Below are 22,022 nucleotides of genomic sequence, written 5' to 3'. Positions count from 1 at the left end.
GCTTGTGGCTCATCCTAGGGTTGAGAATCAGCACAATCAAAGAATTGTCATGGATACATCCCGACATGCCGCGCTCCCGTTACAAGACCCTCGTTGATTCCTATGCCGCCGACATTCGCAGCGGTCGCCTGTTGCCCGGCACGCGTCTGCCGACCCATCGGCAACTGGCGGCGAGCGAAGGGCTGGCGCTGGTCACGGCGTCGCGGGTGTATGCGGAGCTTGAGGCCATGGGCCTGGTCAGCGGCGAAACCGGGCGCGGCACGTTTGTCCGGGAAACCTCGTTGTTGCCGGGGCAGGGCATTGATCAGAAAGACATCGCTGTCGGCATGATCGACCTCAACTTCAACTACCCGTCGCTGCCGGGGCAGGCCGATCTGTTGCGCACCGCTTTGCGGCAATTGGCGCTGTCCGGCGACCTCGAAGCGCTGTTGCGTTATCAGCCCCACGCCGGTCGCCAGCATGAACGGGCTTCGGTTGCCCGGCACTTGCAGGCCCGAGGCCTGAGTGTCGACGCCGAGCAGGTGTTGATCGTCAACGGTGCCCAGCAAGGGCTGGCGGTGACGTTGATGGCAAAGCTCAATCCCGGTGACGTAATCGCGGCCGATGCGCTGACCTATTCAGGCTTCAAGGTGCTCGCCGAAGCGTTGCACCTTGAAGTGGTCGCGATTCCCGTGCTCGAGAACGGTCCGGATCTGGCGGCACTCGACAGACTCTGCCGCAACCGCCCGGTGCGTGCCGTGTACAGCATGCCGACCCTGCACAATCCGCTGGGCTGGGTGATGCCGCTGGCGCAGCGTGAACAACTGGTGGCGATTGCCCGACAGCATGATCTGACGATCATCGAAGACGCTGCCTACGCCTTTCTGGTCGATAACCCGCCACCACCGCTGGCGGATCTGGCGCCGGAGCGCACGGTGTACGTCTCGGGGCTTTCGAAAAACATCGCCACGGGCCTGCGCGTCGGCTTCATCGCGGCGCCGCTGAAAATCGTCCCGGCACTGGAACGCATCATCCGCGCCACCACCTGGAACACGCCGGGGGTGATGACCGCGATGGCCTGCGGCTGGCTCGACGACGGCACAGTCACCTTGCTGGAGGCGCAAAAGCGCGATGACGCACGGGCCCGTCAGGCGCTGGCAGCTGAAATCCTGCAAGGCTTGCCGATGGTTGGCCATCCTTCCTCGTATTTCCTCTGGCTGCCGCTACCGGAAGACGCAAGGTCCGATCAGGTGGTGATCGAGCTGATGAAGGCGCAGATCTCGGTCACCAACGCCGAGCCGTTCACCGTTTCGGCCCATGTGCCCCACGCGATCCGGCTGGCGCTGGGCTCGGTGGACATGCTTGTCCTGCGTCAAGCCTTGCTCAAAGTCCGGCGGGTGATCGCGGCTTACCTGTAGCGCAACGCTCCCCGCAGGATTACCCTTGGCGCCGCCGAAGATCTGGATGCTCCCGATGAAAAACACCGCGTTACTGACCCTCGCCCTGATCCTCAACGCAGGTCTGTTCAGCACGCCCGCCCTGGCGGCTGGCGACGCCGAGGCCGGCGGCAAAATCTTCCCGCGCCTGTGCGGTGGCTGCCACCAGGTCGGCGAGTCCGCCCGCCCCGGATTCGGCCCGCAACTCAACGGCATCATCGGCCGTCCGGCGGGGACCTCGGCGAACTACGTGTACTCCGATGCAATGAAGAACTCCGGCATCACCTGGAGCCGCGAAACGCTGACGGCGTATCTGAAAGATCCGAAAGGCGTGGTGCCGGGGACGCGGATGATCTTCTGGGGGCTGAGTTACGAGGAGAAAATCGATAATTTGTTGGCGTATCTCCAGACTTTTCAGTCGCCTTGATCAATGAGTAGAGGATTTTGTTCTTCGTAGTATTTGAGGCTCGGCATCTGCCCGGAGAAGAATCCTTCAAAGACCGATCGAAACCGCTGGCGAATCTCATAGAGTTCACTGCGTTTCAGGTTGCGGATTTTGTACAGATCACGGGGATCATAATGGGAGGTAAAACTATTTTGAGTGATGCTGAAAATCTTGAAAGCTCGCCAGTAAAGTTCTTGTGAAAAATCTTCCTCATCGACTAATTGATAAAGCGCCCATTCGAGTTTCCAGTATTCCTTGCGCGACCATTTCCGTCTTCCATGCATTCGCCCGGTGAAGGATAGGTAGTCATATTCATCGCACCAGGGGACGTTTCTGGCGATCAAAAAGTGTGGGTCCATTTCGAGACGTTCTGTTCTGTGCTTCTTCATGTTGTTTTCGCAGAGTTCATTTATTGACAATTCAATCATATTTAGCGCTCGGCCTGCCCCGCAAACCACCCCATCACCACCCCACACGCCGGATGCGCTGCCGCTGACGGCTGCAGGCACAACGAATAAATCCCCCCGGTTTTCAGCGGCTGTCCGAACGGCACCACCAACACCCCACGCTCGATGGATTCTGCCGCGAGCGTCATGTCCGTCACCGCCACACCCAATCCCCGCGCCGCCGCATCCAGTGCCAGTTCATCGAGGTTGAACGGGATGTGCCGGTAAGCTTCCAGCGGTTTGCCGTCGTTCGCGGCCAGCCATTCGATCCAGGCCTGGCGATCCGCCGAGCGATGCAGCAAGGCAAAACGCTGCAGTTCTTCGACTGACCGGGGGGCGTCCACCAAACCGGGGGCGCACACCGGCACCAGGGTTTCCTGAAACAGCGTCAGGCAGTCCGGATCACTCGATGCCGTCGGCAAATAAAGGATGTACGCGTCGCTGTCACTGGTGGGCTCGACGACTTCGGTGGCAACGGTTTCGATGGCCAGCGAAACCTCGGGATGGTGCAGATAAAAGTCGCTGAGTCTGGGCAGCAACCAGCGCACTGCCAGCGACACATGCAGGCGAATGCGGAACGGGCGTTTCTGCGGCGTGAGGCGCTCTTCGAGGTTTTTGAGTTGCTCGAAAATGCTCCGGGCACTGGCCAGCACCTGTTCGCCTTCCGGAGTCAGGTGCAGGTTGCGACTGGTGCGCACGAACAGCGCCACATTGAAGTGGCTTTCCAGTTGCTGGATCTGCCGGCTGACGGCGCTTTGGGTCAGGCACAACGTCTGCGCAGCCTGAGTGAAGCTGCCGCATCGGGCGACTTCGACCAGTGCCTGCATGGCTTGCAGGGACGGAACGTGGCGAATTTTATCCATGCGTTTTCAGAATGGCTCGATGATTTCTTAGCGTTGGTGAGGCGTTTGAAGACCCTATAGATTCTAGTTCTGGCGGCAATCTTCACAACACGGGCATGCGATTCACGCATGGGAATCCGAAGAAGGCAAGCCGCTGAACGACAGTCTTACGAGGTGATGCATGGACAATATCTGTGGCTGGATCGCACAAGCCGGAAACGCCCCGGCACGCGGTCGCCTGAGCGGAGCGCAAAAAGCCGACTGGCTGGTGATCGGGGCCGGCATCACCGGGCTCAGCGCCGCGCATAACCTCGCGCAACTGCATCCCGAGGCGCGGATTGTGGTGGTTGATCGGCAATCGGCGGCGCAGGGCGCTTCGGCGCGCAACTCGGGATTCGTGGTCGCCCATGAACACCCGGCCAACAGCGAACTGATCGGCGCCGCAGGCTTTGCCGGGTTTGAAGTCGACACGGCGATTTCCCGCGCCGCCAGCGAAGAAGTCCGCCAACGCATTGCCCGACACGCCATCGATTGCGACTTCCGCGACAGCGGTTATTTCTTCGCCGTCAACGATCCGGCCAAGCTCAATCAGGTCGATGCGAAACTGGCCACGCTGCGTGCCCTTGGTGCCCGCGCTGAATTTCTGCAAGGCGAGTCGTTGAGTCGAAAACTCGGCACTCGTCACTATCAGGCGGCGATCTGGTGCGGCAATGGCAATGCGCTGCTGCAACCGGCCAAGTATGTGAAGGGCTTGCTCGATGCGCTCCCGGAGAATGTCACGGTGTTTGAAAATACCGATATTTCGGGTCTTGAGCGTGTTGGTTCGGGGCGTCTACGCGCCCAAGGCGCCGAAGGCAGTGTCGAGGCGAAGCAGGTGCTGGTATGCCTCAACGCCTTCATTCCTCGCGTCGGCATCAACGACAGCGCCACGTTCCCGATGGAGTTGAGCGCCAGCCTCACGCGACCGCTTACGGATCAGGAGTTCGCGGCCATCGGTTCGGTCGAGCCGTGGGGCGTGCTCTCGACCCGGCCGTTGGGCGCGACCGTGCGGTTGACCCCGGATCGCCGGGTGATGATTCGCAACACCGCCGAGTACCGCACGCGGGACCTGTCCAACAGTGAGCTGGTTCTGCGCCGACAACATCATGTGCGCGGTCTGCAACGGCGCTTTCCGTTCCTCGGCGAGCAAGACATCCGCTACACCTGGACCGGTCACCTGAGTGCGAGCCGCAGCGGCCAGGCCTATTTCGACCGGGTTGAGGAGGGAGTTTTCGCCGTCGCCGGTTGCAACGGTTCGGGCGTGGCGCGCGGAACCCTGTGGGGACGGCTGTTGGCGGAGCTGGCGTCGGGCGTCGACTCGCCCTTGCTGCAATCGGTGATGCAACGGGCCGAACCCGGCTGGCTGCCGCCGCGACCTTTCTTCGATATCGGTGCCATGCTTCGCATGCGCGTGGAGGCGGTCAGGGCCAGAACAGAAATCTGAAATTCCGCACATCCCACAAGAACAAAAGCCACTCAATTCAGGTGACAGAACATGCGCGCCCACACACTTTCCCTGGCGGTCCTGCTCGCAACGGCATCGACCGGCGCCCTGGCCGACGAAGCGGTCAACATTTCCAACTGGAACGGCTACATCGCCGACGACACCCTGGCCAACTTCACCCAAGCCACCGGCATCAAGGCCACTTACGACATCCATGACAGCAACGAAGTGCTGGAATCGAAGTTGATGACCGGTAATACCGGTTACGACGTGGTCAGTCCGTCGAACCACTTTCTGTCGCGGCTGATCAAGGCCGGCGCGATCCAGAAACTCGACAAGTCGCAACTTTCGAACTGGAAGAACCTCGACCCGCAGTTGATGAAGAAACTCGAAGTCAACGATCCGGGCAATCAATACGGTTATCCGTACATGTGGGGCACCGCCGGTATCGGTTACAACGTCGAGAAGATCAAGGCGATCTTCGGCAACACCGACGTTACCCGTTCGTGGAAGCTGTTTTTCGAAGAGGACAACATCAAGAAGTTGAGCCAGTGCGGCGTGGCGATCATCGACAACCCGACCCAGGTGTTGCCGATCACCCTCAACTACCTGGGCCTGCCGCCACACAGCCATGAACCGGCGGATTACCAAAAAGCCGAAGCGGCCTTGTTCAAGATTCGCCCTTACGTGCAGTACTTCCACGCGTCGAAGTACATCAGCGATCTGGCCAACGGCAACGTCTGTGCGGTGATCGGTTTCAACGGCGATGTCGTCCAGGCTGCCGCCAGTGCCAAGGAAGCGAAAAACGGTATCGACATCGCTTATTCGATTCCCGACGAAGGCACGACGTTGTGGTTCGACATGGTGGTCATGCCCAGGAACGCGCCCCACCAGAAGAATGGCTACAGCTACATGAACTACCTGCTTGAGCCGAAGGTGATCGCCAACATCAGCAACAGCATTCACTACGCCAACCCCAACGCGGCGGCGAATGAGTTCCTGACGCCGGCGGTGAAACAGGATCTGGCGATCTACCCGCCGAAAGAGGTGATGGACAAGCTGTTCACCGTGGAAGAGTTGCCGGCGGCGATTGCGCGGTTGACGACGCGGTTGTGGACCAAATTGAAGACCAATACCTGAAGAGACTCGTGAAGCGCTGTGCCGATGGCGCTTCATGAAATATGTCGTGGTTGATACTAATGTGCCATTGCCTCCGGTAAAGTGTGCGCCGCCCGAGAGATGGATCCCGGGCGTTTACCCATGGAGTCTTGCAGTGAAATACCTCAGCAAAGTAGTCGCCGCCGCACTGTTCGGTGTGGTTCTGGCAGGTTGCACCGGCACCCCGATGAACAGCAAACACTACGACAGCAACCAGTACACCGTGATCGGCCACAGCGAAGCGACCGCCACCGGCCTGATGCTGTTCGGCGTGATCCCGATCCGGCAGAACAGCCGTTTCGTCCGCGCGCAAGAGGCCGCCATCCAGGCCAAGGGCGGCGATGCCATGATCAACACCCAGGTTCAGGAAAACTGGTTCTGGGCATGGGTTCTGAGCGGCTACACCACCAAGGTCTCCGGTGATGTGGTCAAGCTGAAAACCGTTCAGTAAGCGACGGCTGGATGTGAAAAAGCCCGGCGAATGATGCCGGGCTTTTTATTGAGTTGGCGGCAGACCTTCCGTGCAGGCACAGAGCCGTCAAATGAGTTTGCGTCGCACCGCCAATGCAATCGAGGCGAAGCCCTTGCCGGTTCCAGGATTTGAAACCGAGGTATTCTGCAACGCCGAAATGTCTTCCCAGCGATCAACGGATTCAATGCGCTCGTGCGAAGCGTCTGTATCGATTTCAAATGCGATGAAGCGCTCATCCTGATTCAACAGGCGCCCGAAGAGCCGAGGCATGCCTGGAAAGTCGATTTCCAGTTCGATCACGATTGACTTGGACCAATCGACGCCTTGGGATTCCCCGAACCGGCCCAGTGCGGCAGGCACACCACGCTCGCGCCATTCGTGGGCCGTCAGCATCAGGCGATGGGCGGTGACCTCGTTTTGCTCCTGTACGTTGAGCTGTTTTTTCTTCAGTAGTCGTTCAATGTCCATGGAAACCTGAATCTCGGCGCGGTAACCGCAGCTTACCCGGCAGTCGCAAGAAACGCGCGCAAAGAAAAGCCCGGCTGATCAGGCCGGGCTTTTCTTTGTCTTGCGAAAGCGTTTTCAGGTCATGCAACGCGGCGTTCGATCAGACGATCCGAACCACCTTCAGCTACGCGACGTTCCAGCAGACGATCCGAACCACCTTCAGCTACACGGCGTTCTTGCAGACGATCCGAACCACCTTCGGCAACACGGCGTTCCAGCAGACGATCCGAACCACCTTCAGCTACACGGCGTTCTTGCAGACGATCCGAACCACCTTCGGCAACACGGCGTTCCAGCAGACGATCCGAACCACCTTCAGCTACGCGGCGTTCCTGCAGACGATCCGAGCCACCTTCGGCAACGCGGCGTTCCAGCAGACGATCTGAACCACCTTCAGCTACGCGGCGTTCCAGCAGACGATCCGAACCACCTTCAGCTACACGCTGTTCGATCAATCGATCCGAACCGCCTTCGGCGATCATGGTGTGAGCGGGTTTTGCTGCAAAAGCGTTGACTGCAAGTACCGAGAAAGCGATGCCGAGAAGGATTTGGCGTTTCATGATCGTGTGCTCCGGGGTGTTGTTCGGTTGGTATGGAGCAGATGTTACGCCCGGGATTTTTTATGAGAACTTCATTGGCGTGATGGTGACTATCGACGCCAGCGATGGATGCCTGAGCCTCGATTCACGGGGCTGTTGCCCGAATACATAGTTCGCCGGTGGCACGGATCAGGGCCAGTTCATGCAACGTATCGTGAGTCAGACCGCTGCGCGCCTTGGCCAGCCATGTCGAGCAATTCGGGTCATGACGATAGGGCGTGAAGTCGGCGTATTGCTGCAACAACCGGGTTTGCAGCTCATCCAGGCGCGGACGAATCTGTTTGCCCAAGTCCGGACGCGGCGTGTCCGGCGCAGCACCGGCCGCCTGCCACTTCACGAGCAAACCGTATTGCACCAGTTTGTTGGCTTCCATTTGCGCGGCGATCAATTGCGCCACGTCTTCCGGGTCGAGCTTGCGTTCGGTGGCCAGCGCCCGGGCATTGGCGATGACCTGCGCTTCGCGGGGACTGTCCTGGATCGGCTTGCCGCTGTCCCATTTGGTCAGGGCAACGAGATCGCCGATGTTCAGGCGTTCGTTCAGGGTACTCAGCAGGCTTTGCAGCGCTTCAGGCGCTGGCGCCGGGGCAGCGTTGGCTGTCGTCGCCAGAACGGCAAAAAGGGTAGAGGTCAGCAGGGTCGAGACGCGGGACATGGGATCGGTTCACTTCCATTTTGGACAGGTGGTGGAGATTACGAAGTTTTAATGCAAAGGGGTACGACCTGAACGGCTGTGCATACCTTAGACTCTCCCACATTGCCTCCTCCCGAGACGGACTCTCAATGCAAACCCCCGCGCAAAACCCCCTCTGGAAAACCTACCTGCTGTTCCTCGCCCCCATGGTGCTGTCGAACTTCCTGCAATCCATGTCGGGCACGGTCAACAGCATCTACATCGGCCAGATGCTCGGCACTCAGGCACTGGCGGCGGTATCGGGGATGTTTCCGATCATCTTTTTCTTTATCGCGCTGGTCATCGGTCTGGGCGCCGGGGCAGGGGTGTTGATCGGTCAGGCGTGGGGCGCGCGTGAGTCGCATATGGTGAAGGCGATTGCCGGCGCGACGCTGTTGCTGGGAGTGTTGATCGGGCTGGTCGCGGCGGTGTTTGGCAGTGTGTTTGCGCGTCAGGCGTTGCAAGGGTTGGGCACGCCGGCGGATGTGCTGGATGACGCGGTTTCCTACGCCCGGGTGATGATGTGGACCTTGCCGTTTGTGCTGGTGTACGTGCTGTTCACCCAGCTGTTGCGCGGGGTGAGCGACACGCTGTCGCCGATGCTCGCGTTGCTGCTGTCGACCGTTGTCGGTCTGGCGCTGACCCCGGCGTTCATTCGCGGCTGGTTCGGCTTGCCGCAACTGGGCATTCAGAGTGCGGCGTTCGCCGGTCTGGCCGGTACCCTGGCGGCGATGGCGTGGCTGGCGTGGAGCCTGATTCGCAAAGGTCATCCGCTGGCGCCGGACCGGGAGTTCTTTGCGTCGTTGCGTCTGGACGGCGCGATTCTCGGCAAGGTGTTGCGCATCGGTCTGCCGACCGGGGTGCAGATGATCGTGCTGTCGCTGTCGGAGCTGGTGATTCTGACACTGGTCAACCAGCACGGATCGCAGGCGACGGCGGCCTATGGCGCAGTGACGCAGATCGTCAACTACGTGCAGTTTCCGGCGCTGTCGATTGCGATCACCGCATCGATCCTCGGTGCCCAGGCGATTGGCGCCGGGCGGCTGGAGCGCATGGGGCCGATCCTGCGCACCGGGTTGTGGATCAACGTGTGCCTGACCGGTGGTTTGATCGTGCTCGGTTACCTGTTGTCGCACTGGCTGCTGGGGCTGTTCCTCACCGAAGACTCGACCCGGGCCATGGCCGAGCACTTGCTGCACATCATGCTGTGGAGCCTGTTGATCTTCGGCTTCCAGGCGATCATCGGCGGCATCATGCGCGCCAGCGGCACCGTGCTGGTGCCGGTGGCCATCGCGATCATTTGCGTGGTCGGCGTGCAGTTGCCGGCGGCGTACTGGCTGGACGGGCAGTTTGGTTTGCAGGGTGTATGGATGGCGTTTCCGGTGGCGTACCTGGGGATGCTGGTACTGCAGACGCTGTATTACAAACTGGTCTGGCAGCATCAGAAGATCGAGCGGCTGGTGTAGGACTGACCGTCAGAAAACGCAGGGCCGTTCCCGGAGGAACGGCCCTTTTTGTTTTCAGCGGCCAGCGTGAATCAGCGGCCGCTGGTGATGCCACGGCAACGCCCGCTCCAGTTGCGCGGCCAGACGCAACAGAACATCGTCAGCCCCGAAGCGTGCCGCCAGTTGCACACCGATCGGCAGGCCGCTGTGCGACATCCCCAATGGCAGGGAGATGGCCGGTGTTCCCGCAACGTTGAACACCGGGGTGAAGGGCGAATGCTCGAACACTCGCGCCGTCCATTGCAGGCCATCCAGCGTGTCGGCGCCGCGATTGTAGAGACCGATGGCTTGCGGCAGTTGCGGCAGGGTCGGGGTCAGCAGGATGTCGATGGACTCGAACCACGCGGCCACTTGCCGGGCGACGCTGTTGCGTACTTCCAGCGCGGCGGCGAAATCCGTACCGCGCGATTGTTGGCCGAAGGCGTAGCAGGCGAGGGTGGCCGGTTCCAGGGTGCTGCGATCGACTGGCCGCCGGGTCGCAGCGGCGAGATGATCGATCCAGCGCACCAGACTGGCACACCAGATATGCGCGTTGGCCTCGACGAACGCGTCCCACGACAGACCGAGCGGCGCCCGCACGGTTTCAACCTGATGGCCGAGGGATTCAAGCTCACGGGCAACACGGGCGGTGGCATCACTGATCTCGGGATCGACGCTGGCCCCGTTCCACGGTGCATCGAGCAAACCGATACGCAACCGTCCAGGATCGCGGCCAACCTGAGCCAGAAAACCTTCGGTCGGTGCCGCCGTGTAATAAGGATCTCCCGGCGCACAGCCCTGCACCACATCCATCAGCGCCGCGCTGTCGCGCACCGTCCGCGACAGGCCCAATTGCACGCCGAGTCCGGCAAACACCTCGTCCATCAATGGCCCGTGGGAGCTGCGGCCGCGCGTCGGCTTGAGGCCCACCAGTCCGTTGAAAGCGGCCGGAACGCGGATCGATCCTGCCGCGTCGGTGGCATGGGCGATCGGCACGATGCCCGCCGCGACGGCAGCCCCGGCACCACCGCTTGAGCCTCCGGCGGAAAGTTGCGGGTTCCACGGGTTGCGGGTCGGGCCTTGCAGGAGGGAGTCGGTTTCGGTGCTGAACGCCATTTCCGGGGTGGTGGTGCGCCCCAGCGTCATCAGCCCTGCGGCGTTGAAACGTTGCATCAGAAATGAATCATTCTGCGCGATCAGCCCTTGGGCGAGTCGGCTGCCCAGTTCATTGCGGCGCCCGGCAGCGGTGATCGCCAGGTCCTTGATCAGGAACGGCACCCCGGCCAAGGGGCCGCTGCCCGTGGTCGCGGTCGGTGTCCAGTACTCAATGACGGCGTTGATCGTTGGGTTGACCTGCTGTATCGCTTCGATGGCCAGAGCGGTCAACTCCTTGGCGTCGACTTCGCCTGAAGCAACCAGTTGCGCGAGGCCGATGCCGTCATATTCGGCGTATTCGTTGAGGTTCATGGGTAGCACTCCGAAAGGGAGCACCGATATTAGGTCGCAGGGTCTCAGCTGATTAGCCCATAATCGCGGCATGAAATGTGCCATAGGTGGCGCAGTTGATTGTTCTCAGGCAGGCCCGAAATGATCCGTGACTTGAACGACACACTGGTTTTTGTCTGCGTGGTGCGCCTCGGCAGTTTCACCGCCGCCGCCCATGCCTTGCAGATTCCGAAAACCACGGTCAGCCGCCGGGTGCGCGAGCTGGAGCAGGCCATCGGCGTGCAGCTGTTGCGTCGCACCACCCGCCAGTTGAGCCTGACCGAGGCCGGGGCGGTGTATTACGAGCAGTGCAAGTCCATCGCCGACACCCTCGAGCACGCCGAACGGGCGGTGCATCAATTGCGTGACGGGCCCCGTGGCTGGTTGCGGGTGACGGTGCCGTTTTCATTCGGGGTGAGCTGGTTTGCACCGCTGCTGGCCGGGTTTCGTCAGGCGTATCCGGAGATTCGTCTGGAGATCCTCGCCTCCCATGTGCCGATGGATCTGGTGGGCGAGGAGATCGATGTTGCACTGCGGCTGGGGGCTTTGCCGGATTCGAGTTTGATCGCCCGTCGGCTGGCCAGTTTCCCCACGGGTATTTACGCGGCCCCGGAATACCTCGCCCGCCACGGTACGCCGCAAACTCCGGAAGAATTGCTTCACCATCAGACGTTGACGCTGCATCAGGCCCGGCGCGATGTCGGTTATGTCTGGCCGTTGCGTCGAGAAGGGGGGCGCCTGAGAGACTATCGTGTCGAACCTTCCATCCTGGCCAACGACCCGGCGCTGTTGCACGACGCGTTACTGGCAGGCGAGGGACTGAGCCTGGCGATGGACCAGAGCATGCAAGCGGATGTGCAGGCCGGGCGCTTGATCCGGGTGTTGCCGGAGTGGATCGGCCCGCCTCAGGATCTCAACGCGGTCACGGCTCGCGAGCATCTGCCATCGCCCAAAGTGAAGGCGTTGATCGGATACCTGAAAGCGTATATGCCGGACGGAGTGGCGTAAGCGGCGGTTGTTTGCTTAAGTCAATCGAGGCCCACCGAGGCGCCGGAGCATTCCATGTCGATTCGATTGTTGTTGGCTGCCGTGTGTTGCCTGATCGTCATGTCGACGGCGCAGGCGGTGGAGTACACCCGGGTCAATACCGCCGCCAGCCAGATCAGCTTCACCTACAACCAGATGGGCTCGCGGATGTATGGCACGTTCGGCAAGTTCGACGCGACGCTGGACTTCGACACTGCCAATCTCGGCAACGCCCGCACCACGTTGCACATCGACCTCACGAGCATCGACGCCGGCAGCGAGGACGCCAATACCGAACTGGTAAAACCGGCGTGGTTCGACACGCAAAAGTTTCCGACGGCAGTGTTCGAATCGACCGGTTTCAGCCGTGTCGATGAAAATCATTACCTGGTGGCCGGCCGGCTCACCCTCAAAGGCATCACTCATGAAGTGCAGGTGCCGGTGCATCTGAAACCGGACAACAGCATCGGCATCTTCGACGGTGAACTGGTGCTCAAGCGCGATGCCTTCGGCCTCGGTGCCGGCGAGTGGGCCGACACCGTGGTTTCGAACGACATCGCGATCAGGTTCAAGGTCGTTGCACCGGCCCAGTGACCGGCCTCAATACGCCCGCCAATGCCCCGGCACCCAGCGCCATTGGTTGCCGGCCCAGCGGTAGTGCCCGGCGACCCAGTGATAGCCCGGCGCAGGCATCGCCGGAACCACTTCGACGATCGGTGGTGGGCGGTGCGGGCGCGCCGGTTCGACGACACAACCCGACAGGGTGATTGCCACCAGCGTGGCAGTGATCAAGGCTTTTAGGGTTTTCGACATGGTGATGTTCCTGGTGGGTAACGTTGGCAGACGGTTGCGCGATCAACGCACCCAATGGCCTTCAATCCAGTACCAGTTCGGCCCGCGCGCCTGCCAGTGGCCCGGTTCCCAGCGTGCGCCACGGTGACGCACCGGTTGCCAGTGACCGGGCATCCAGACATAACCACGACCTTCCCAGCGCCAGTGGCCGCGATCCCAGGCATAACCTGCCCGTGGACCGGGCATCGGTTCCATGCGCATCGGTGGCGGTGCTTCGCGGATGATCATTTCGGGTTGGGCAAACACGGGGGAACTGGCCAGCGCGGCCAGCGTCACGGGCACCAGCAGCAGGGCTTTTCGCCATTTCAACAGGGAACGCAGAACGTTCATGACAACTCCTCAGGACCTGCGTCGGGAAAATGAACGCAGTTGAAGAATTGGACGCCAAACGGGCGAAAAGTCCGCTCACCGGCAGATGAAATTTTTGTCAGGCTTGCACAAGGTATGATGTCGCGGTTCGCCGGTCGCTCAACCCGCCCGGCAACCTGTGTTTTACCGTCGGAGTTCACCCGCCATGCCCCGCATCACCCACTACAAATCCCCGTGCCCCGAAGGCGTCAACAGCCAGATCCTGCAGATGGTGGTCGACTACCTGACCGACATCAGCGCCATCGGTCTGGGCCCGAGCAACCTGCTGTACAACGTCTATCAGTACGCGGTCGGCTACGAGGTGCATTTGTATCTGGAGGCGCTGAACGGCGAGAAGGGCACCGAAGTGGAGTTGCTGGTGGCCACCGACGACGATGATCCGGAACAGGTGATCGGCTTTCTGTTGTATCTGCCGGTCCAAGGCGATTGGGAAGCGTGCAATGTGGCGTACTTGGCGGTCGATCAGCAGCATCGCCGCCAGGGCGTGGCCCGTGCGTTGATTGCTGAAATGGTTGCGCGTTACCCCCATGCCGAACTGACGTGCAGCGTGGGTAAAGTCCCGTATTTCGAGGCGCTGGGCTTTGAAGTGCTGGGCCAGCTGGAGACTCAGGTGCTGATGAGCACCCGGCATTACCGCAGCAACGGTTTGCGCGGTTTTATCGACACCACGCCGATCTACCGTTCGCTGGAAGTGCAACAGATCCACACCTATCTGCTGCAGAAGCACGGCAAACGGGCAATGGTCGATGCCGAAAAACAGCGCGACCGGCACCTGGATCAAGTCACCCGTCACACCGAAGAATTTGTCCGCCAGCGCCTGACCGTGCACTGATCCGGCCAACGGCAAAAAGCCCTTGTTGCGATGACCGCAGCAAGGGCTTTTTTGTGCCCGTGATTTCAGGACAGCTTCACGTTCATGGTGATCCGCGCCGTGAACACCTTCTTGCCCTCGGTGTCGTGGATGTCCACCGGCACGATCTTGTCGCCTTCGGTCTGCCAGTCCAGCCCTTCGCCATTGGCCACGGCTGTGACATCGGATTTGGCCTTGGCCAGGTATTCGACGGTCATGCCTTTGGGAATCCAGCGGGCGCCGGCGGGAATCGACACGTCGGTCATCATCCCGGCCGCGAGTTCGGCGGCGTTGCACATGGCAATGGCGTGTACGGTGCCGAGATGGTTGGTGATCTCGCGGCGGAACGGCACCTGCACCGTCGCCGAGCCGGCGCGCAGCTCGCTGACCAACGGATTGATGCTGCTGAAATACGGCGCGACCTGACAGGCCATCTGGCTGAACGCTTGTGGGCCTGCGCTGGTGAACATGCTGAGAAACTGACTCATGGTGAAGCCTCGCGATTAGGGGAATTTACAGAATTATGTTCCGTTACAGAATATCATTCTGTAACGGAACGGTATTCTGTCCGTGGGAAATCTGTCAACCTAGGCGCGTTTCGATTACCGGCACGGGTGTGCCTTTCAACCGGATTTACAAGGCTTTCAACCCCATGGACACCGCAGATCTACTCGAGCGCAGCTACCCCGGACGCCGGGCCGAACTCAAGCGCGACATCTTTCGCCAGGCCTTGCGCCTGTTTAACGAGCAGGGAATCGAGGCCACCACCATCGAAATGATCCGCGCCGAGTGCGACACCAGCGTCGGCGCGATCTACCACCATTTCGGCAACAAGGAAGGACTGGTGGCCGCGTTGTTTTTCACTGCGCTGGAAGATCAGGCGCGCTTGCGCGACGCCTATCTGGCCGAGGCGACAACGACCGAGGAGGGCGTGCAGGCGCTGGTCTACAGCTATGTGGACTGGGTGGAAAATCAGCCGGAATGGGCGCGGTTCCAGTATCACGCGCGTTATGCCGTGACCCGGGGGCCGCACAAGGACGAGCTCGCCGACCGTAACAGGACGCGCAACCAGGGGCTGCGCACCTGGCTGAGCGAATCCGGGCGCGCCGCCGAACTCAATGAATGCCCGGCCGAATTGCTGCCATCGCTGATCGTCGGCCAGGCCGACAGCTATTGCCGCGCGTGGTTGTCGGGAAGAGTGCAGGGCAGTCCGAAGGCTTATCGCGAGTTGCTGGCGCAGGCCACGTGGCGCTCGATCCGCCGCGAATCGGAACGCTGATTTTCAGGGGCAAAAAAAGAGCCTCAAGACTCTTTGATGGGGAGGAAGTAGAGCCAGTGAGGCTCAAGATGCGCGTGAAACAAGGTGCGGGCTTGATTGGGGTTCAGGACACCCGCACCTACGCAGCGGTTTGGCGAACCAAGCGGCTGCGTATCTCCATCTTAGGAAGGTGCCCGGGCGGTCTCAAGTACCGTCAGTCACTTGCTTTGCGGCGCTGGCGGCGGCCCTTTCGACCATCGCGGTGATGGTTGCAAACAGCTCGTCGCGGGCCTGTGCTGCGCTGATTTCGTCGGTGGCTGCTGCTTGAGACAACGCCTCGGCAGCACCGAGCATGGCGCGCAGTCCTGCCTGGGTAATGTCGCCACCGTCAGCGAACGGCGACAGCACACGGCGGCATTTCTCCAGGAAAATCGCCTCGTATTCGCGCTTGATCTTCTCCAGTTCCGGCGAGCTGGCCAGGGCGGCGATCACCCCGGGAATCTCGTTGCCCTGAGTCAGCACGCAGTCGACATACGACGTGGCAATCACCGAGGCAGTGCCGCTCAACGTCGCCTCGCAATTGTCCAGCGCGGCATCCATCAGTGCGGTCTGGCGCCGGTCGAAATCCTGATACAGCGCAGCCAGCAAACCGGCGCGGGTGGTGAAGTGGTCATACACCACCGGTTTGGTCACTCCGGCCTTTTCCGCCAGATAACCCAGGGTCAGGGCATCGGTGCCTTCTTCGCGAATCAATTGCCAGGCCATGTCGAGCAACTGGCGCTGGCGGTCTTCCCGAGACAGGCGCCGGCGGGGTTGAACGGAATCGGGGATTTCAGTGGTTGACATTGCTTATATACCAAACGTAACTTACTGACGGTAACTTACCAAGAGTAGCTTGCGAACAGCATATAGCCCCTGATGAACATTCACCACCCGGAGACTTCCCATGCACGCATTGATTGTTGTGGCTCATGACGATCCCCGTTCGCTGACTCATGCGCTGGCGCAGAAAATCGCCAAAGGCCTGTCGGAGAACGATCCGTCCAACACCTTCGAAATTGCTGATCTGCACGCCGAGGAATTCGACCCGCGTTTCGGCGTGGCCGACTGGGCGGTGCACCACCGCGAATCCGCACCGCCGACAGACGTCCTGGCCGAACAGACACGCATCGACCGCGCCGATGCGCTGGTGCTCGTCTATCCGGTGTTCTGGTGGTCGATGCCGGCGCTGCTCAAGGGCTGGATCGACCGGGTGTTCAGCAATGGCTGGGCGTTTGATTTCGACGGCGATTCGACGCGCAAGAAACTCGGACGCCTGCGCGTGCATATGGTCGCACTCGGCGGGGCGGATGCACGCACCTATGAACGCCACGGCTACGGCACGGCGATGAAGACGCAGATTGACCACGGGATTTTTGATTATTGCGGGGCGACGGTGGCCGGCTCTGCGTTGTTGCTGGAGTCCGAGTCTAGCGATCCTGCGATCCAGCTGCAGGCGGCACACGAACTTGGACAAGGGCTTTTCGCTAGTCGATGCGTTTGAAGACCAGCGCCTTCAGGCCGCTTTCCGGGTCGATATCCGGAAACTCCGGCGGGTTCTCCAGCCGCTGCTCGAAACGCAGGCTCGGCGCCTCCTGGGTCACGCCGTCGATCAGGAAGTCCGGACCGAACGACGGATCGTTCATGCACGCCAGCACCGTGCCCTGTGCCGTCAGCAGTTCCGGCAGGCGGCGCAGCACGCGCTGGTAATCCTTGGTCAGCAGAAAGCTGCCTTTCTGGAACGACGGCGGGTCGATGATCACCAGATCGTACGGGCCGCTGTTGATCACCTTGCCCCAGGACTTGAACAGGTCGTGGCCGAGGAAACTCACCTTGCTCAGGTCATGGCCGTTCAGACGGTGATTGTCGCGGCCCCGGCTCAGTGCGGCACGGGACATGTCGAGGTTGACCACATGGCTGGCGCCACCCTCGATGGCTGCCACCGAAAAACCGCAGGTGTAGGCGAACAGGTTCAGCACCCGTTTGCCGGCAGACTGCTCGCGCACCCAGTTGCGGCCGTAACGCATGTCGAGGAACAGTCCGGTGTTCTGCTTGCGGCCCAGATCCACGCGGTATTTCAGGCCGCCCTCGACGATGGTCATCTCGTCGATTTCTTCCCCCAGTAGCCATTCGGCGGTGCTTTGCGGCAGGTAGCGGTGCTGGATCAGCAGGGTATGGGCACCGGACTGCAGCCATTGCTCCGAATGAGTGATCTCCAGCAACAGACGCTTGAGGTCTTCCAGTTGCGAAGCCTCGGGTTCCTTGAACAGCGACACCAGCACCACGCCTTGCAGCCAGTCCACGGTGACTTGCTCCAGCCCCGGCCAGCAGCGTCCACGACCATGGAACAGGCGCCGGGTTTCGGCCGGGGCCGAAGTCAGCGCGTTAAGCAGGTGGGCGTGGAGAACGGCGAGGGCTTGAGGGTTCATCAATCGGGATCGGCCAGCAAAAGGGCGGGCATTTTAACCACAAAAGCGCCGTGGCGATGGCCCGCTGAGCGACGTTATCGAAAAGACCTGTATCAAAAATGAATTTATGTACAAGGCGCTGCTCATACCAGATAAGCAGCGGGATCATGCCGCTAAATCGTTCATGCAATTCAGGGAGTGCCAGTTCATGTGTCCAATTCCGACGTCGAGCGCGCACCTTCCTGGCGGGTTGATTCTGGTAGTGGAAGACGACCCGTTGATTCTGGAGTTTCTGTGCGAAATTCTTCAGGAGGAAGGTTTCAAGGTCGAGCCGCAGACCAGTGCCGATGCGGCGTCGCAATACCTGGAAGAGCACGCGCCGGAAGTCGCGCTGCTGCTCACCGACATCACCATGCCCGGCACCCTCAATGGGGCGGACCTGGCTAATCTGGTCGGCGAGCGCTGGCCGGAAAAACCGGTGATGGTCATGTCCGGCTATGAAACGCCGGAAACCTCCGGCGTCCGCCATCCGGTGGCGTTCATCAAGAAGCCCTGGGCCATCGGCCAGTTGCTCGATTGTGTGGACGGCGCGTTCAAATCCAAGGCTCCGCGTCTGCACTGAAGCCTGCGGCAGATGCTACATTGCCGGGCACATTTGCCCGGCTCTGCCTAAGGATGCGATCCCTTGTCTGCTCACGATGCTGTTTTCAATCGCGCGTTCGGCGCGTTTCTGTTCGACATGGACGGTACCGTCCTCAACTCCATCGCCGCCGCCGAGCGGATCTGGGCGGCCTGGGCCGAGCGTCATGGCGTGGATGTCGAGTCGTTCCTGCCGACCATCCACGGCGTGCGCGCCGTCGACACCATCACGCGTCTGAACCTGCCGGGGGTGGACGCCGAGGCGCAAGCAGCGTTCATCACCGAAGCGGAAATCGAAGACGTTGAAGGCATTGTCGAGATTCCGGGTGCGGCGGCGTTTCTCAAGTCGTTGCCGGCAAATCAGTGGGCCATGGTGACTTCGGCGCCACGGGATCTGGCGTTGCGGCGGATGGCGGCGGCGGGAATTCCGGAGCCGGCGGTGATGATCACTGCTGAAGATGTGAGCGCCGGTAAACCTGATCCGGCCGGTTACCGACTGGCCGCGAAACGTCTGGGTCTGGAACCGGCCGATTGCCTGATTTTCGAAGACGCGACTGTCGGCATTCAGGCTGCTGAGGCAGCCGGTGCGCCGCTGATGGTCATCACGTCGACCCACCAGCATCCGATCAAAACCCCGCACGCGACGATTGCCAGTTACCGCGAGGTGACGTTGACTATCGACCACAACGGCCAGTTGCGTCTGCAGAAAGCCAACTGACACCTCTGTACCTGTGGGAGTGAGCTTGCTCGCGATAGCGGTTTATCAGTCACCTTCTTCATTGACTGACATGACCCTATCGCGAGCAAGCTCGCTCCCACAGGGGACCTGCGTTGAATTCGCGATCAGTAAACGCCCGGCAACAACCGCCAGCTGCGCGCGCAATAGGCGTCGTATTCGGCGCCGAACTGGGTGCGCAGCAGCGCTTCTTCTGAGTGGATTCGGGCAATCAGCGGGATCAGCGTCAGCGCCGCCAGCAGAATCCCGACCACCGAACGAAACGCCAGGGCCCAGCCCAGTGCATTGACGACCAGACCCAGATAGCTGGGATTGCGCAGGCGTGTGTAGATGCCATCGGTGACCAGACGGTGCCCCGGCTGAATCGCCACCAGTCCGCTGAACCGATGCCCCAGCACAAATACCGGCCACAGCCGCAACGCCCCACCGGCAATGAACAGCAACGCCCCCAGCCAACGGGTGCCTTCGCTGCCTACGGTCCAGAAACCGATACGGTCGCAATACGCCGGCAGAAAACCACTGACCAGTCCGATCACGCCGAACGCCGGAAGCACCCAGCGATTGGCCCGGTCCTCGCGCTCGCCGGAGCTGAGGTTCACTTCACTGAACAACGACACCACCACCATCACCAGCGTCGCCAGGGCCACGACCACCAGTGATCCGTGGGAGAAGAACACCGCCACGCCACCGATGCCCCACATCGCCAGGCCCAGATAGGCGAGGGTGGCGAGGACCGCGACGACGGTCATTTGCGCTGACATTTTCATAGGCACCTCACGGCTGTTCCGTTCAGTGTAGATCCGGGCACGATCCCCGGCGTTCAGCGTTGGGTGGGCGAGGTGAACTAAGCTTCAGACAGGGACGTTTCGCTTTCATCCGTCCACGCTCCGACGCAGCGGTCGCCCGGACGTGGCCTCAACAGGAGCCCGCCATGCTGCACATCCGCACGCCGTTGATCCTCCATCCGACTCTGTCGACCACCTCCCGGCGTATCTGGCTGAAACTGGAAAACCTGCAACCCAGCGGCTCCTTCAAGCTGCGGGGCATGGGATTGTTGTGCAGTCAGGCGGCGGCGCAGGGCAAACGCAAAGTCGTCTGCCCGTCCGGTGGCAACGCCGGCCTGGCCACGGCTGTGGCGGCGGCCAGCCTGGGGCTGCAAGCCTGCATCGTGGTGCCGCATACCACCCCTGAAGCGACCCGCGCACGCATCCGCCGCACCGGCGCCGAAGTCATCGTCCATGGCAAGGTCTGGGACGAAGCCAACCAGCGAGCGCGGGAGCTGGCCAGCGCGGCAGACACCGAATACGTCCCGGCCTTCGACCACCCGGTGTTGTGGGAGGGGCACAGCACCATGATCGACGAAATCCTCGAAGACTGCCCGCAGGTCGACACCGTGGTCACCTCGGTCGGCGGCGGGGGATTGCTCGCAGGGATACTCACGGGGCTGCTGCGCCACGACCGGCGCGATTGCCGGATCATCGCTTGCGAAACCCGGGGCGCCGCCTCGTTTGCCGCCGCCGTCCAGGCTGGCCACCCAGTGCGCCTGAGCAAGATCGACACCGTCGCCACCTCCCTGGGTGCCGCGCAGGTGGCGAAGTGGCCGGTGCAGCACATCGTCGAGTTCGATCACGAATGCCTGGTGTTGTCCGATGACGACGCGATCATTGGCGTGGTGCGCTATGCCAGTGATTTGCGGCAACTGGTGGAGCCGGCGTGCGGGGTGTCGCTGGCGGTGGCTTATCTGGATCATCCGGCGCTGGCGGGGGCTCGGGATGTGGTGATTGTTGTTTGTGGCGGGGTGAGTATCAGTGCGCAGTTGGTGGCGGGGTGGGCGCGGTTGGTGGGCTGAACCGCGCCCTCAATCAGGCGCCCGGAGTATCCGGCCCCGTCAGCATCGTCCTGAATGTCTCCACCAACGGCCGCAAATTGATCCGATGCCAAGCCGCCCACAACGGCGTGGTAAACGCCAGCCACGGCACCTCCCGCAACACCACACCCGGCGGGGCGTTGTGGCTCAGGCCTTTCTGGATCATTGCAATCCCCAGCCCCGAAGCCACCAACCCCAGCGCGGTAAACGGCTCGGTCGCCTGCATGCGCACATCCGGGGTGAAGCCGGCGCGCAGGCAGGCGCTCAGGAAGTCGTCGCAGGCATCCTGACGCGGTTGCACGCCGATCCATTCCTGAGTGGCCAGATCCTCCGGGCTCAGCGAAGTCTGAGTCGCCAGCGGATGCTGTTCCGGCAGCGCCAGCAGCATCGGGTCGTCCAATACCTGAAAACCCAGCAGATCCGGATCGTCCGCCGTCGGCGGTTCACTGACCAGCGCAATGTCGAGGCTGCGCTGACGCAGGCCTTCGAGCTGTTCGGCGGAGTTGAGGTTGTACAGCGCGACATGCACGTTCGGTCGATCCACCCGCAGCACGCGCAAGGCGTTGGGCAGGACGCCCGCGTGCATGGCGTTTTCGATATAGCCGATGCACAAGCCACCTTCCTCGCCACGGCCCAGGCGTTTGCCGAGGGATTCCAGGCGATTGGCGTGGGTCAGCAGGGCGCGGGTTTCGGCGAGGAACGTTTGGCCGTCGCGGGTCAGGCGGATGCGTTGCTGACTGCGTTCGAACAGGGTCAGGCCCAAGCGCTCTTCAAGCTGGGCGATCTGCCGGCTCAGGGGCGACTGAGAAATATGCAGGCGCTCGGCGGCGCGGCCGACGTGCTCTTCCTCGGCGACGACCACGAAGTAGCGCAATTGGCGGAAATCGATCATGTCAGACCTTTAGGGACTCAAGTGCTGCGCATTATGTCTTGGACGGTCTGAGTGTCGCAATCTAGGATCTGCTCAACGGT

At 61.4% G+C, this 22,022-nt stretch carries 27 protein-coding genes; 14 read left to right on the top strand and 13 right to left on the bottom strand.

Going from position 1 to position 22,022, the window contains the following annotated elements:
* Positions 1 to 65 precede the first annotated feature (65 nt).
* Both DLD99_RS17740 and DLD99_RS17735 read left to right on the top strand, forming a co-directional pair.
* Entirely contained in the window at positions 66 to 1,397 is a 1,332-nt protein-coding gene (locus DLD99_RS17740; RefSeq protein ID WP_114883958.1) for an aminotransferase-like domain-containing protein, read from the top strand.
* A gap of 55 nt (positions 1,398 to 1,452) precedes the next feature.
* Complete coding sequence (locus tag DLD99_RS17735) at positions 1,453 to 1,842, top strand: c-type cytochrome (protein ID WP_114886734.1); 390 nt, start codon at positions 1,453 to 1,455, stop codon at positions 1,840 to 1,842.
* Here the strand turns inward: DLD99_RS17735 and DLD99_RS17730 are convergent.
* A complete protein-coding gene (locus DLD99_RS17730) occupies positions 1,830 to 2,249 on the bottom strand; it encodes an Imm41 family immunity protein (RefSeq protein ID WP_162803497.1) in 420 nt (139 codons plus the stop codon). The two genes, DLD99_RS17735 and DLD99_RS17730, sit on opposite strands and share 13 nt — an antisense overlap.
* Before the next feature lie 41 nt (positions 2,250 to 2,290).
* Complete coding sequence (locus tag DLD99_RS17725; protein ID WP_114883954.1) at positions 2,291 to 3,169, bottom strand: LysR family transcriptional regulator; 879 nt, start codon at positions 3,167 to 3,169, stop codon at positions 2,291 to 2,293.
* 160 nt (positions 3,170 to 3,329) lie between these two features.
* Between DLD99_RS17725 and DLD99_RS17720 the strand changes: the two genes are divergently transcribed.
* The 3 genes from DLD99_RS17720 (at position 3,330) to DLD99_RS17710 (ending at position 6,240) form a co-directional block, all read left to right on the top strand.
* Positions 3,330 to 4,631 carry an NAD(P)/FAD-dependent oxidoreductase gene (locus DLD99_RS17720; protein ID WP_114883952.1) on the top strand — a complete coding sequence of 434 codons (1,302 nt, stop codon included), beginning with the start codon at positions 3,330 to 3,332 and terminating at the stop codon, positions 4,629 to 4,631.
* Positions 4,632 to 4,682: 51 nt separating this feature from the next.
* On the top strand, positions 4,683 to 5,771 hold the full coding sequence (locus DLD99_RS17715; RefSeq protein WP_114883950.1) for a polyamine ABC transporter substrate-binding protein: 1,089 nt from the start codon (positions 4,683 to 4,685) through the stop codon (positions 5,769 to 5,771).
* Between the two features lie 133 nt (positions 5,772 to 5,904).
* Positions 5,905 to 6,240, top strand: a complete 336-nt coding sequence (locus DLD99_RS17710) for a hypothetical protein (protein ID WP_114883948.1) — start codon at positions 5,905 to 5,907, stop codon at positions 6,238 to 6,240.
* Between the two features lie 87 nt (positions 6,241 to 6,327).
* On the opposite strand, the gene DLD99_RS17705 is transcribed toward DLD99_RS17710, so the two are convergent.
* The 3 genes from DLD99_RS17705 to DLD99_RS17695 all read right to left on the bottom strand — a co-directional run bounded on the left by DLD99_RS17705 (position 6,328) and on the right by DLD99_RS17695 (position 8,019).
* Positions 6,328 to 6,729: a hypothetical protein gene (locus tag DLD99_RS17705; RefSeq protein WP_114883946.1), complete on the bottom strand. Its 402-nt coding sequence runs from the start codon at positions 6,727 to 6,729 to the stop codon at positions 6,328 to 6,330.
* A 119-nt stretch (positions 6,730 to 6,848) separates the two neighbouring features.
* Positions 6,849 to 7,328 carry a phage infection protein gene (locus tag DLD99_RS17700; RefSeq protein WP_114883944.1) on the bottom strand — a complete coding sequence of 160 codons (480 nt, stop codon included), beginning with the start codon at positions 7,326 to 7,328 and terminating at the stop codon, positions 6,849 to 6,851.
* Between the two features lie 124 nt (positions 7,329 to 7,452).
* Positions 7,453 to 8,019: a chorismate mutase gene (locus DLD99_RS17695; protein WP_114883941.1), complete on the bottom strand. Its 567-nt coding sequence runs from the start codon at positions 8,017 to 8,019 to the stop codon at positions 7,453 to 7,455.
* A gap of 128 nt (positions 8,020 to 8,147) precedes the next feature.
* Between DLD99_RS17695 and DLD99_RS17690 the strand changes: the two genes are divergently transcribed.
* Positions 8,148 to 9,503, top strand: coding sequence for an MATE family efflux transporter (locus tag DLD99_RS17690; protein WP_114883939.1), 1,356 nt, complete (start codon positions 8,148 to 8,150; stop codon positions 9,501 to 9,503).
* A 54-nt stretch (positions 9,504 to 9,557) separates the two neighbouring features.
* Here the strand turns inward: DLD99_RS17690 and DLD99_RS17685 are convergent, their stop codons facing one another.
* Positions 9,558 to 10,988 (bottom strand): amidase, encoded by a 1,431-nt coding sequence (locus DLD99_RS17685; protein WP_114883937.1) that lies wholly within the window; start codon positions 10,986 to 10,988, stop codon positions 9,558 to 9,560.
* Between the two features lie 120 nt (positions 10,989 to 11,108).
* Between DLD99_RS17685 and DLD99_RS17680 the strand changes: the two genes are divergently transcribed.
* Together DLD99_RS17680 and DLD99_RS17675 are read left to right on the top strand one after the other, a co-directional pair.
* Positions 11,109 to 12,014, top strand: coding sequence for a LysR family transcriptional regulator (locus DLD99_RS17680; protein WP_114883935.1), 906 nt, complete (start codon positions 11,109 to 11,111; stop codon positions 12,012 to 12,014).
* A gap of 54 nt (positions 12,015 to 12,068) precedes the next feature.
* Positions 12,069 to 12,626, top strand: coding sequence for a YceI family protein (locus DLD99_RS17675; RefSeq protein WP_114883933.1), 558 nt, complete (start codon positions 12,069 to 12,071; stop codon positions 12,624 to 12,626).
* A gap of 6 nt (positions 12,627 to 12,632) precedes the next feature.
* On the opposite strand, the gene DLD99_RS17670 is transcribed toward DLD99_RS17675, so the two are convergent.
* Together DLD99_RS17670 and DLD99_RS17665 are read right to left on the bottom strand one after the other, a co-directional pair.
* Positions 12,633 to 12,845 (bottom strand): YXWGXW repeat-containing protein, encoded by a 213-nt coding sequence (locus tag DLD99_RS17670; protein ID WP_114883931.1) that lies wholly within the window; start codon positions 12,843 to 12,845, stop codon positions 12,633 to 12,635.
* A gap of 42 nt (positions 12,846 to 12,887) precedes the next feature.
* On the bottom strand, positions 12,888 to 13,214 hold the full coding sequence (locus tag DLD99_RS17665; RefSeq protein WP_085711572.1) for a YXWGXW repeat-containing protein: 327 nt from the start codon (positions 13,212 to 13,214) through the stop codon (positions 12,888 to 12,890).
* Between the two features lie 184 nt (positions 13,215 to 13,398).
* On the opposite strand from DLD99_RS17665, the gene DLD99_RS17660 reads away from it, so the two are divergent.
* A complete protein-coding gene (locus tag DLD99_RS17660) occupies positions 13,399 to 14,085 on the top strand; it encodes a GNAT family N-acetyltransferase (protein ID WP_114883930.1) in 687 nt (228 codons plus the stop codon).
* Positions 14,086 to 14,150: 65 nt separating this feature from the next.
* On the opposite strand, the gene DLD99_RS17655 is transcribed toward DLD99_RS17660, so the two are convergent.
* The gene (locus DLD99_RS17655; RefSeq protein ID WP_114883929.1) at positions 14,151 to 14,591 is read right to left on the bottom strand and encodes a hotdog fold domain-containing protein; all 441 of its coding nucleotides are present in this window, start codon (positions 14,589 to 14,591) and stop codon (positions 14,151 to 14,153) included.
* Positions 14,592 to 14,755: 164 nt separating this feature from the next.
* Between DLD99_RS17655 and DLD99_RS17650 the strand changes: the two genes are divergently transcribed.
* Positions 14,756 to 15,382, top strand: coding sequence for a TetR/AcrR family transcriptional regulator (locus DLD99_RS17650; RefSeq protein ID WP_114883928.1), 627 nt, complete (start codon positions 14,756 to 14,758; stop codon positions 15,380 to 15,382).
* A gap of 183 nt (positions 15,383 to 15,565) precedes the next feature.
* Here the strand turns inward: DLD99_RS17650 and DLD99_RS17645 are convergent, their stop codons facing one another.
* Entirely contained in the window at positions 15,566 to 16,207 is a 642-nt protein-coding gene (locus DLD99_RS17645; protein WP_114883927.1) for a TetR/AcrR family transcriptional regulator, read from the bottom strand.
* A 100-nt stretch (positions 16,208 to 16,307) separates the two neighbouring features.
* On the opposite strand from DLD99_RS17645, the gene DLD99_RS17640 reads away from it, so the two are divergent.
* Complete coding sequence (locus DLD99_RS17640) at positions 16,308 to 16,904, top strand: NAD(P)H-dependent oxidoreductase (protein WP_114883926.1); 597 nt, start codon at positions 16,308 to 16,310, stop codon at positions 16,902 to 16,904.
* Here the strand turns inward: DLD99_RS17640 and DLD99_RS17635 are convergent.
* A complete protein-coding gene (locus tag DLD99_RS17635; protein ID WP_114883925.1) occupies positions 16,888 to 17,829 on the bottom strand; it encodes a class I SAM-dependent methyltransferase in 942 nt (313 codons plus the stop codon). The genes DLD99_RS17640 and DLD99_RS17635 overlap by 17 nt on opposite strands.
* A 187-nt stretch (positions 17,830 to 18,016) precedes the next feature.
* Here DLD99_RS17635 and DLD99_RS17630 point away from each other — a divergent pair, with 187 nt between their 5' ends.
* Together DLD99_RS17630 and DLD99_RS17625 are read left to right on the top strand one after the other, a co-directional pair.
* Positions 18,017 to 18,430 (top strand): response regulator, encoded by a 414-nt coding sequence (locus DLD99_RS17630; RefSeq protein ID WP_085711565.1) that lies wholly within the window; start codon positions 18,017 to 18,019, stop codon positions 18,428 to 18,430.
* Between the two features lie 63 nt (positions 18,431 to 18,493).
* Complete coding sequence (locus DLD99_RS17625) at positions 18,494 to 19,165, top strand: HAD-IA family hydrolase (protein WP_114883924.1); 672 nt, start codon at positions 18,494 to 18,496, stop codon at positions 19,163 to 19,165.
* 125 nt (positions 19,166 to 19,290) lie between these two features.
* On the opposite strand, the gene DLD99_RS17620 is transcribed toward DLD99_RS17625, so the two are convergent.
* Positions 19,291 to 19,950 carry a methyltransferase family protein gene (locus tag DLD99_RS17620; RefSeq protein WP_114883923.1) on the bottom strand — a complete coding sequence of 220 codons (660 nt, stop codon included), beginning with the start codon at positions 19,948 to 19,950 and terminating at the stop codon, positions 19,291 to 19,293.
* 164 nt (positions 19,951 to 20,114) lie between these two features.
* Here DLD99_RS17620 and DLD99_RS17615 point away from each other — a divergent pair, with 164 nt between their 5' ends.
* A complete protein-coding gene (locus DLD99_RS17615) occupies positions 20,115 to 21,032 on the top strand; it encodes a pyridoxal-phosphate dependent enzyme (RefSeq protein WP_114883922.1) in 918 nt (305 codons plus the stop codon).
* Positions 21,033 to 21,045: 13 nt separating this feature from the next.
* Here DLD99_RS17615 and DLD99_RS17610 read toward each other — a convergent pair whose 3' ends face one another.
* On the bottom strand, positions 21,046 to 21,942 hold the full coding sequence (locus DLD99_RS17610) for a LysR substrate-binding domain-containing protein (protein WP_114883921.1): 897 nt from the start codon (positions 21,940 to 21,942) through the stop codon (positions 21,046 to 21,048).
* Positions 21,943 to 22,022 lie beyond the last annotated feature (80 nt).

Source organism: Pseudomonas kribbensis (assembly GCF_003352185.1).
GTDB classification, from domain to species: Bacteria; Pseudomonadota; Gammaproteobacteria; order Pseudomonadales; family Pseudomonadaceae; genus Aquipseudomonas; species Aquipseudomonas kribbensis.
This window is presented reverse-complemented; position numbering and strand designations above follow the sequence as displayed.

What these genes read in the sequence shown, in the direction of transcription:
- DLD99_RS17740 (WP_114883958.1), top strand. Translation starts at nt 66, where the DNA reads ATGCCGCGCTCCCGTTACAAGACCCTCGTTGATTCCTATGCCGCCGAC.
- DLD99_RS17735 (WP_114886734.1), top strand. Translation starts at nt 1,453, where the DNA reads ATGAAAAACACCGCGTTACTGACCCTCGCCCTGATCCTCAACGCAGGT.
- DLD99_RS17730 (WP_162803497.1), bottom strand. Translation starts at nt 2,249, where the DNA reads ATGAAGAAGCACAGAACAGAACGTCTCGAAATGGACCCACACTTTTTG.
- DLD99_RS17725 (WP_114883954.1), bottom strand. Translation starts at nt 3,169, where the DNA reads ATGGATAAAATTCGCCACGTTCCGTCCCTGCAAGCCATGCAGGCACTG.
- DLD99_RS17720 (WP_114883952.1), top strand. Translation starts at nt 3,330, where the DNA reads ATGGACAATATCTGTGGCTGGATCGCACAAGCCGGAAACGCCCCGGCA.
- DLD99_RS17715 (WP_114883950.1), top strand. Translation starts at nt 4,683, where the DNA reads ATGCGCGCCCACACACTTTCCCTGGCGGTCCTGCTCGCAACGGCATCG.
- DLD99_RS17705 (WP_114883946.1), bottom strand. Translation starts at nt 6,729, where the DNA reads ATGGACATTGAACGACTACTGAAGAAAAAACAGCTCAACGTACAGGAG.
- DLD99_RS17700 (WP_114883944.1), bottom strand. Translation starts at nt 7,328, where the DNA reads ATGAAACGCCAAATCCTTCTCGGCATCGCTTTCTCGGTACTTGCAGTC.
- DLD99_RS17695 (WP_114883941.1), bottom strand. Translation starts at nt 8,019, where the DNA reads ATGTCCCGCGTCTCGACCCTGCTGACCTCTACCCTTTTTGCCGTTCTG.
- DLD99_RS17690 (WP_114883939.1), top strand. Translation starts at nt 8,148, where the DNA reads ATGCAAACCCCCGCGCAAAACCCCCTCTGGAAAACCTACCTGCTGTTC.
- DLD99_RS17685 (WP_114883937.1), bottom strand. Translation starts at nt 10,988, where the DNA reads ATGAACCTCAACGAATACGCCGAATATGACGGCATCGGCCTCGCGCAA.
- DLD99_RS17680 (WP_114883935.1), top strand. Translation starts at nt 11,109, where the DNA reads ATGATCCGTGACTTGAACGACACACTGGTTTTTGTCTGCGTGGTGCGC.
- DLD99_RS17675 (WP_114883933.1), top strand. Translation starts at nt 12,069, where the DNA reads ATGTCGATTCGATTGTTGTTGGCTGCCGTGTGTTGCCTGATCGTCATG.
- DLD99_RS17670 (WP_114883931.1), bottom strand. Translation starts at nt 12,845, where the DNA reads ATGTCGAAAACCCTAAAAGCCTTGATCACTGCCACGCTGGTGGCAATC.
- DLD99_RS17665 (WP_085711572.1), bottom strand. Translation starts at nt 13,214, where the DNA reads ATGAACGTTCTGCGTTCCCTGTTGAAATGGCGAAAAGCCCTGCTGCTG.
- DLD99_RS17660 (WP_114883930.1), top strand. Translation starts at nt 13,399, where the DNA reads ATGCCCCGCATCACCCACTACAAATCCCCGTGCCCCGAAGGCGTCAAC.
- DLD99_RS17655 (WP_114883929.1), bottom strand. Translation starts at nt 14,591, where the DNA reads ATGAGTCAGTTTCTCAGCATGTTCACCAGCGCAGGCCCACAAGCGTTC.
- DLD99_RS17650 (WP_114883928.1), top strand. Translation starts at nt 14,756, where the DNA reads ATGGACACCGCAGATCTACTCGAGCGCAGCTACCCCGGACGCCGGGCC.
- DLD99_RS17645 (WP_114883927.1), bottom strand. Translation starts at nt 16,207, where the DNA reads ATGTCAACCACTGAAATCCCCGATTCCGTTCAACCCCGCCGGCGCCTG.
- DLD99_RS17640 (WP_114883926.1), top strand. Translation starts at nt 16,308, where the DNA reads ATGCACGCATTGATTGTTGTGGCTCATGACGATCCCCGTTCGCTGACT.
- DLD99_RS17635 (WP_114883925.1), bottom strand. Translation starts at nt 17,829, where the DNA reads ATGAACCCTCAAGCCCTCGCCGTTCTCCACGCCCACCTGCTTAACGCG.
- DLD99_RS17630 (WP_085711565.1), top strand. Translation starts at nt 18,017, where the DNA reads ATGTGTCCAATTCCGACGTCGAGCGCGCACCTTCCTGGCGGGTTGATT.
- DLD99_RS17620 (WP_114883923.1), bottom strand. Translation starts at nt 19,950, where the DNA reads ATGAAAATGTCAGCGCAAATGACCGTCGTCGCGGTCCTCGCCACCCTC.
- DLD99_RS17615 (WP_114883922.1), top strand. Translation starts at nt 20,115, where the DNA reads ATGCTGCACATCCGCACGCCGTTGATCCTCCATCCGACTCTGTCGACC.
- DLD99_RS17610 (WP_114883921.1), bottom strand. Translation starts at nt 21,942, where the DNA reads ATGATCGATTTCCGCCAATTGCGCTACTTCGTGGTCGTCGCCGAGGAA.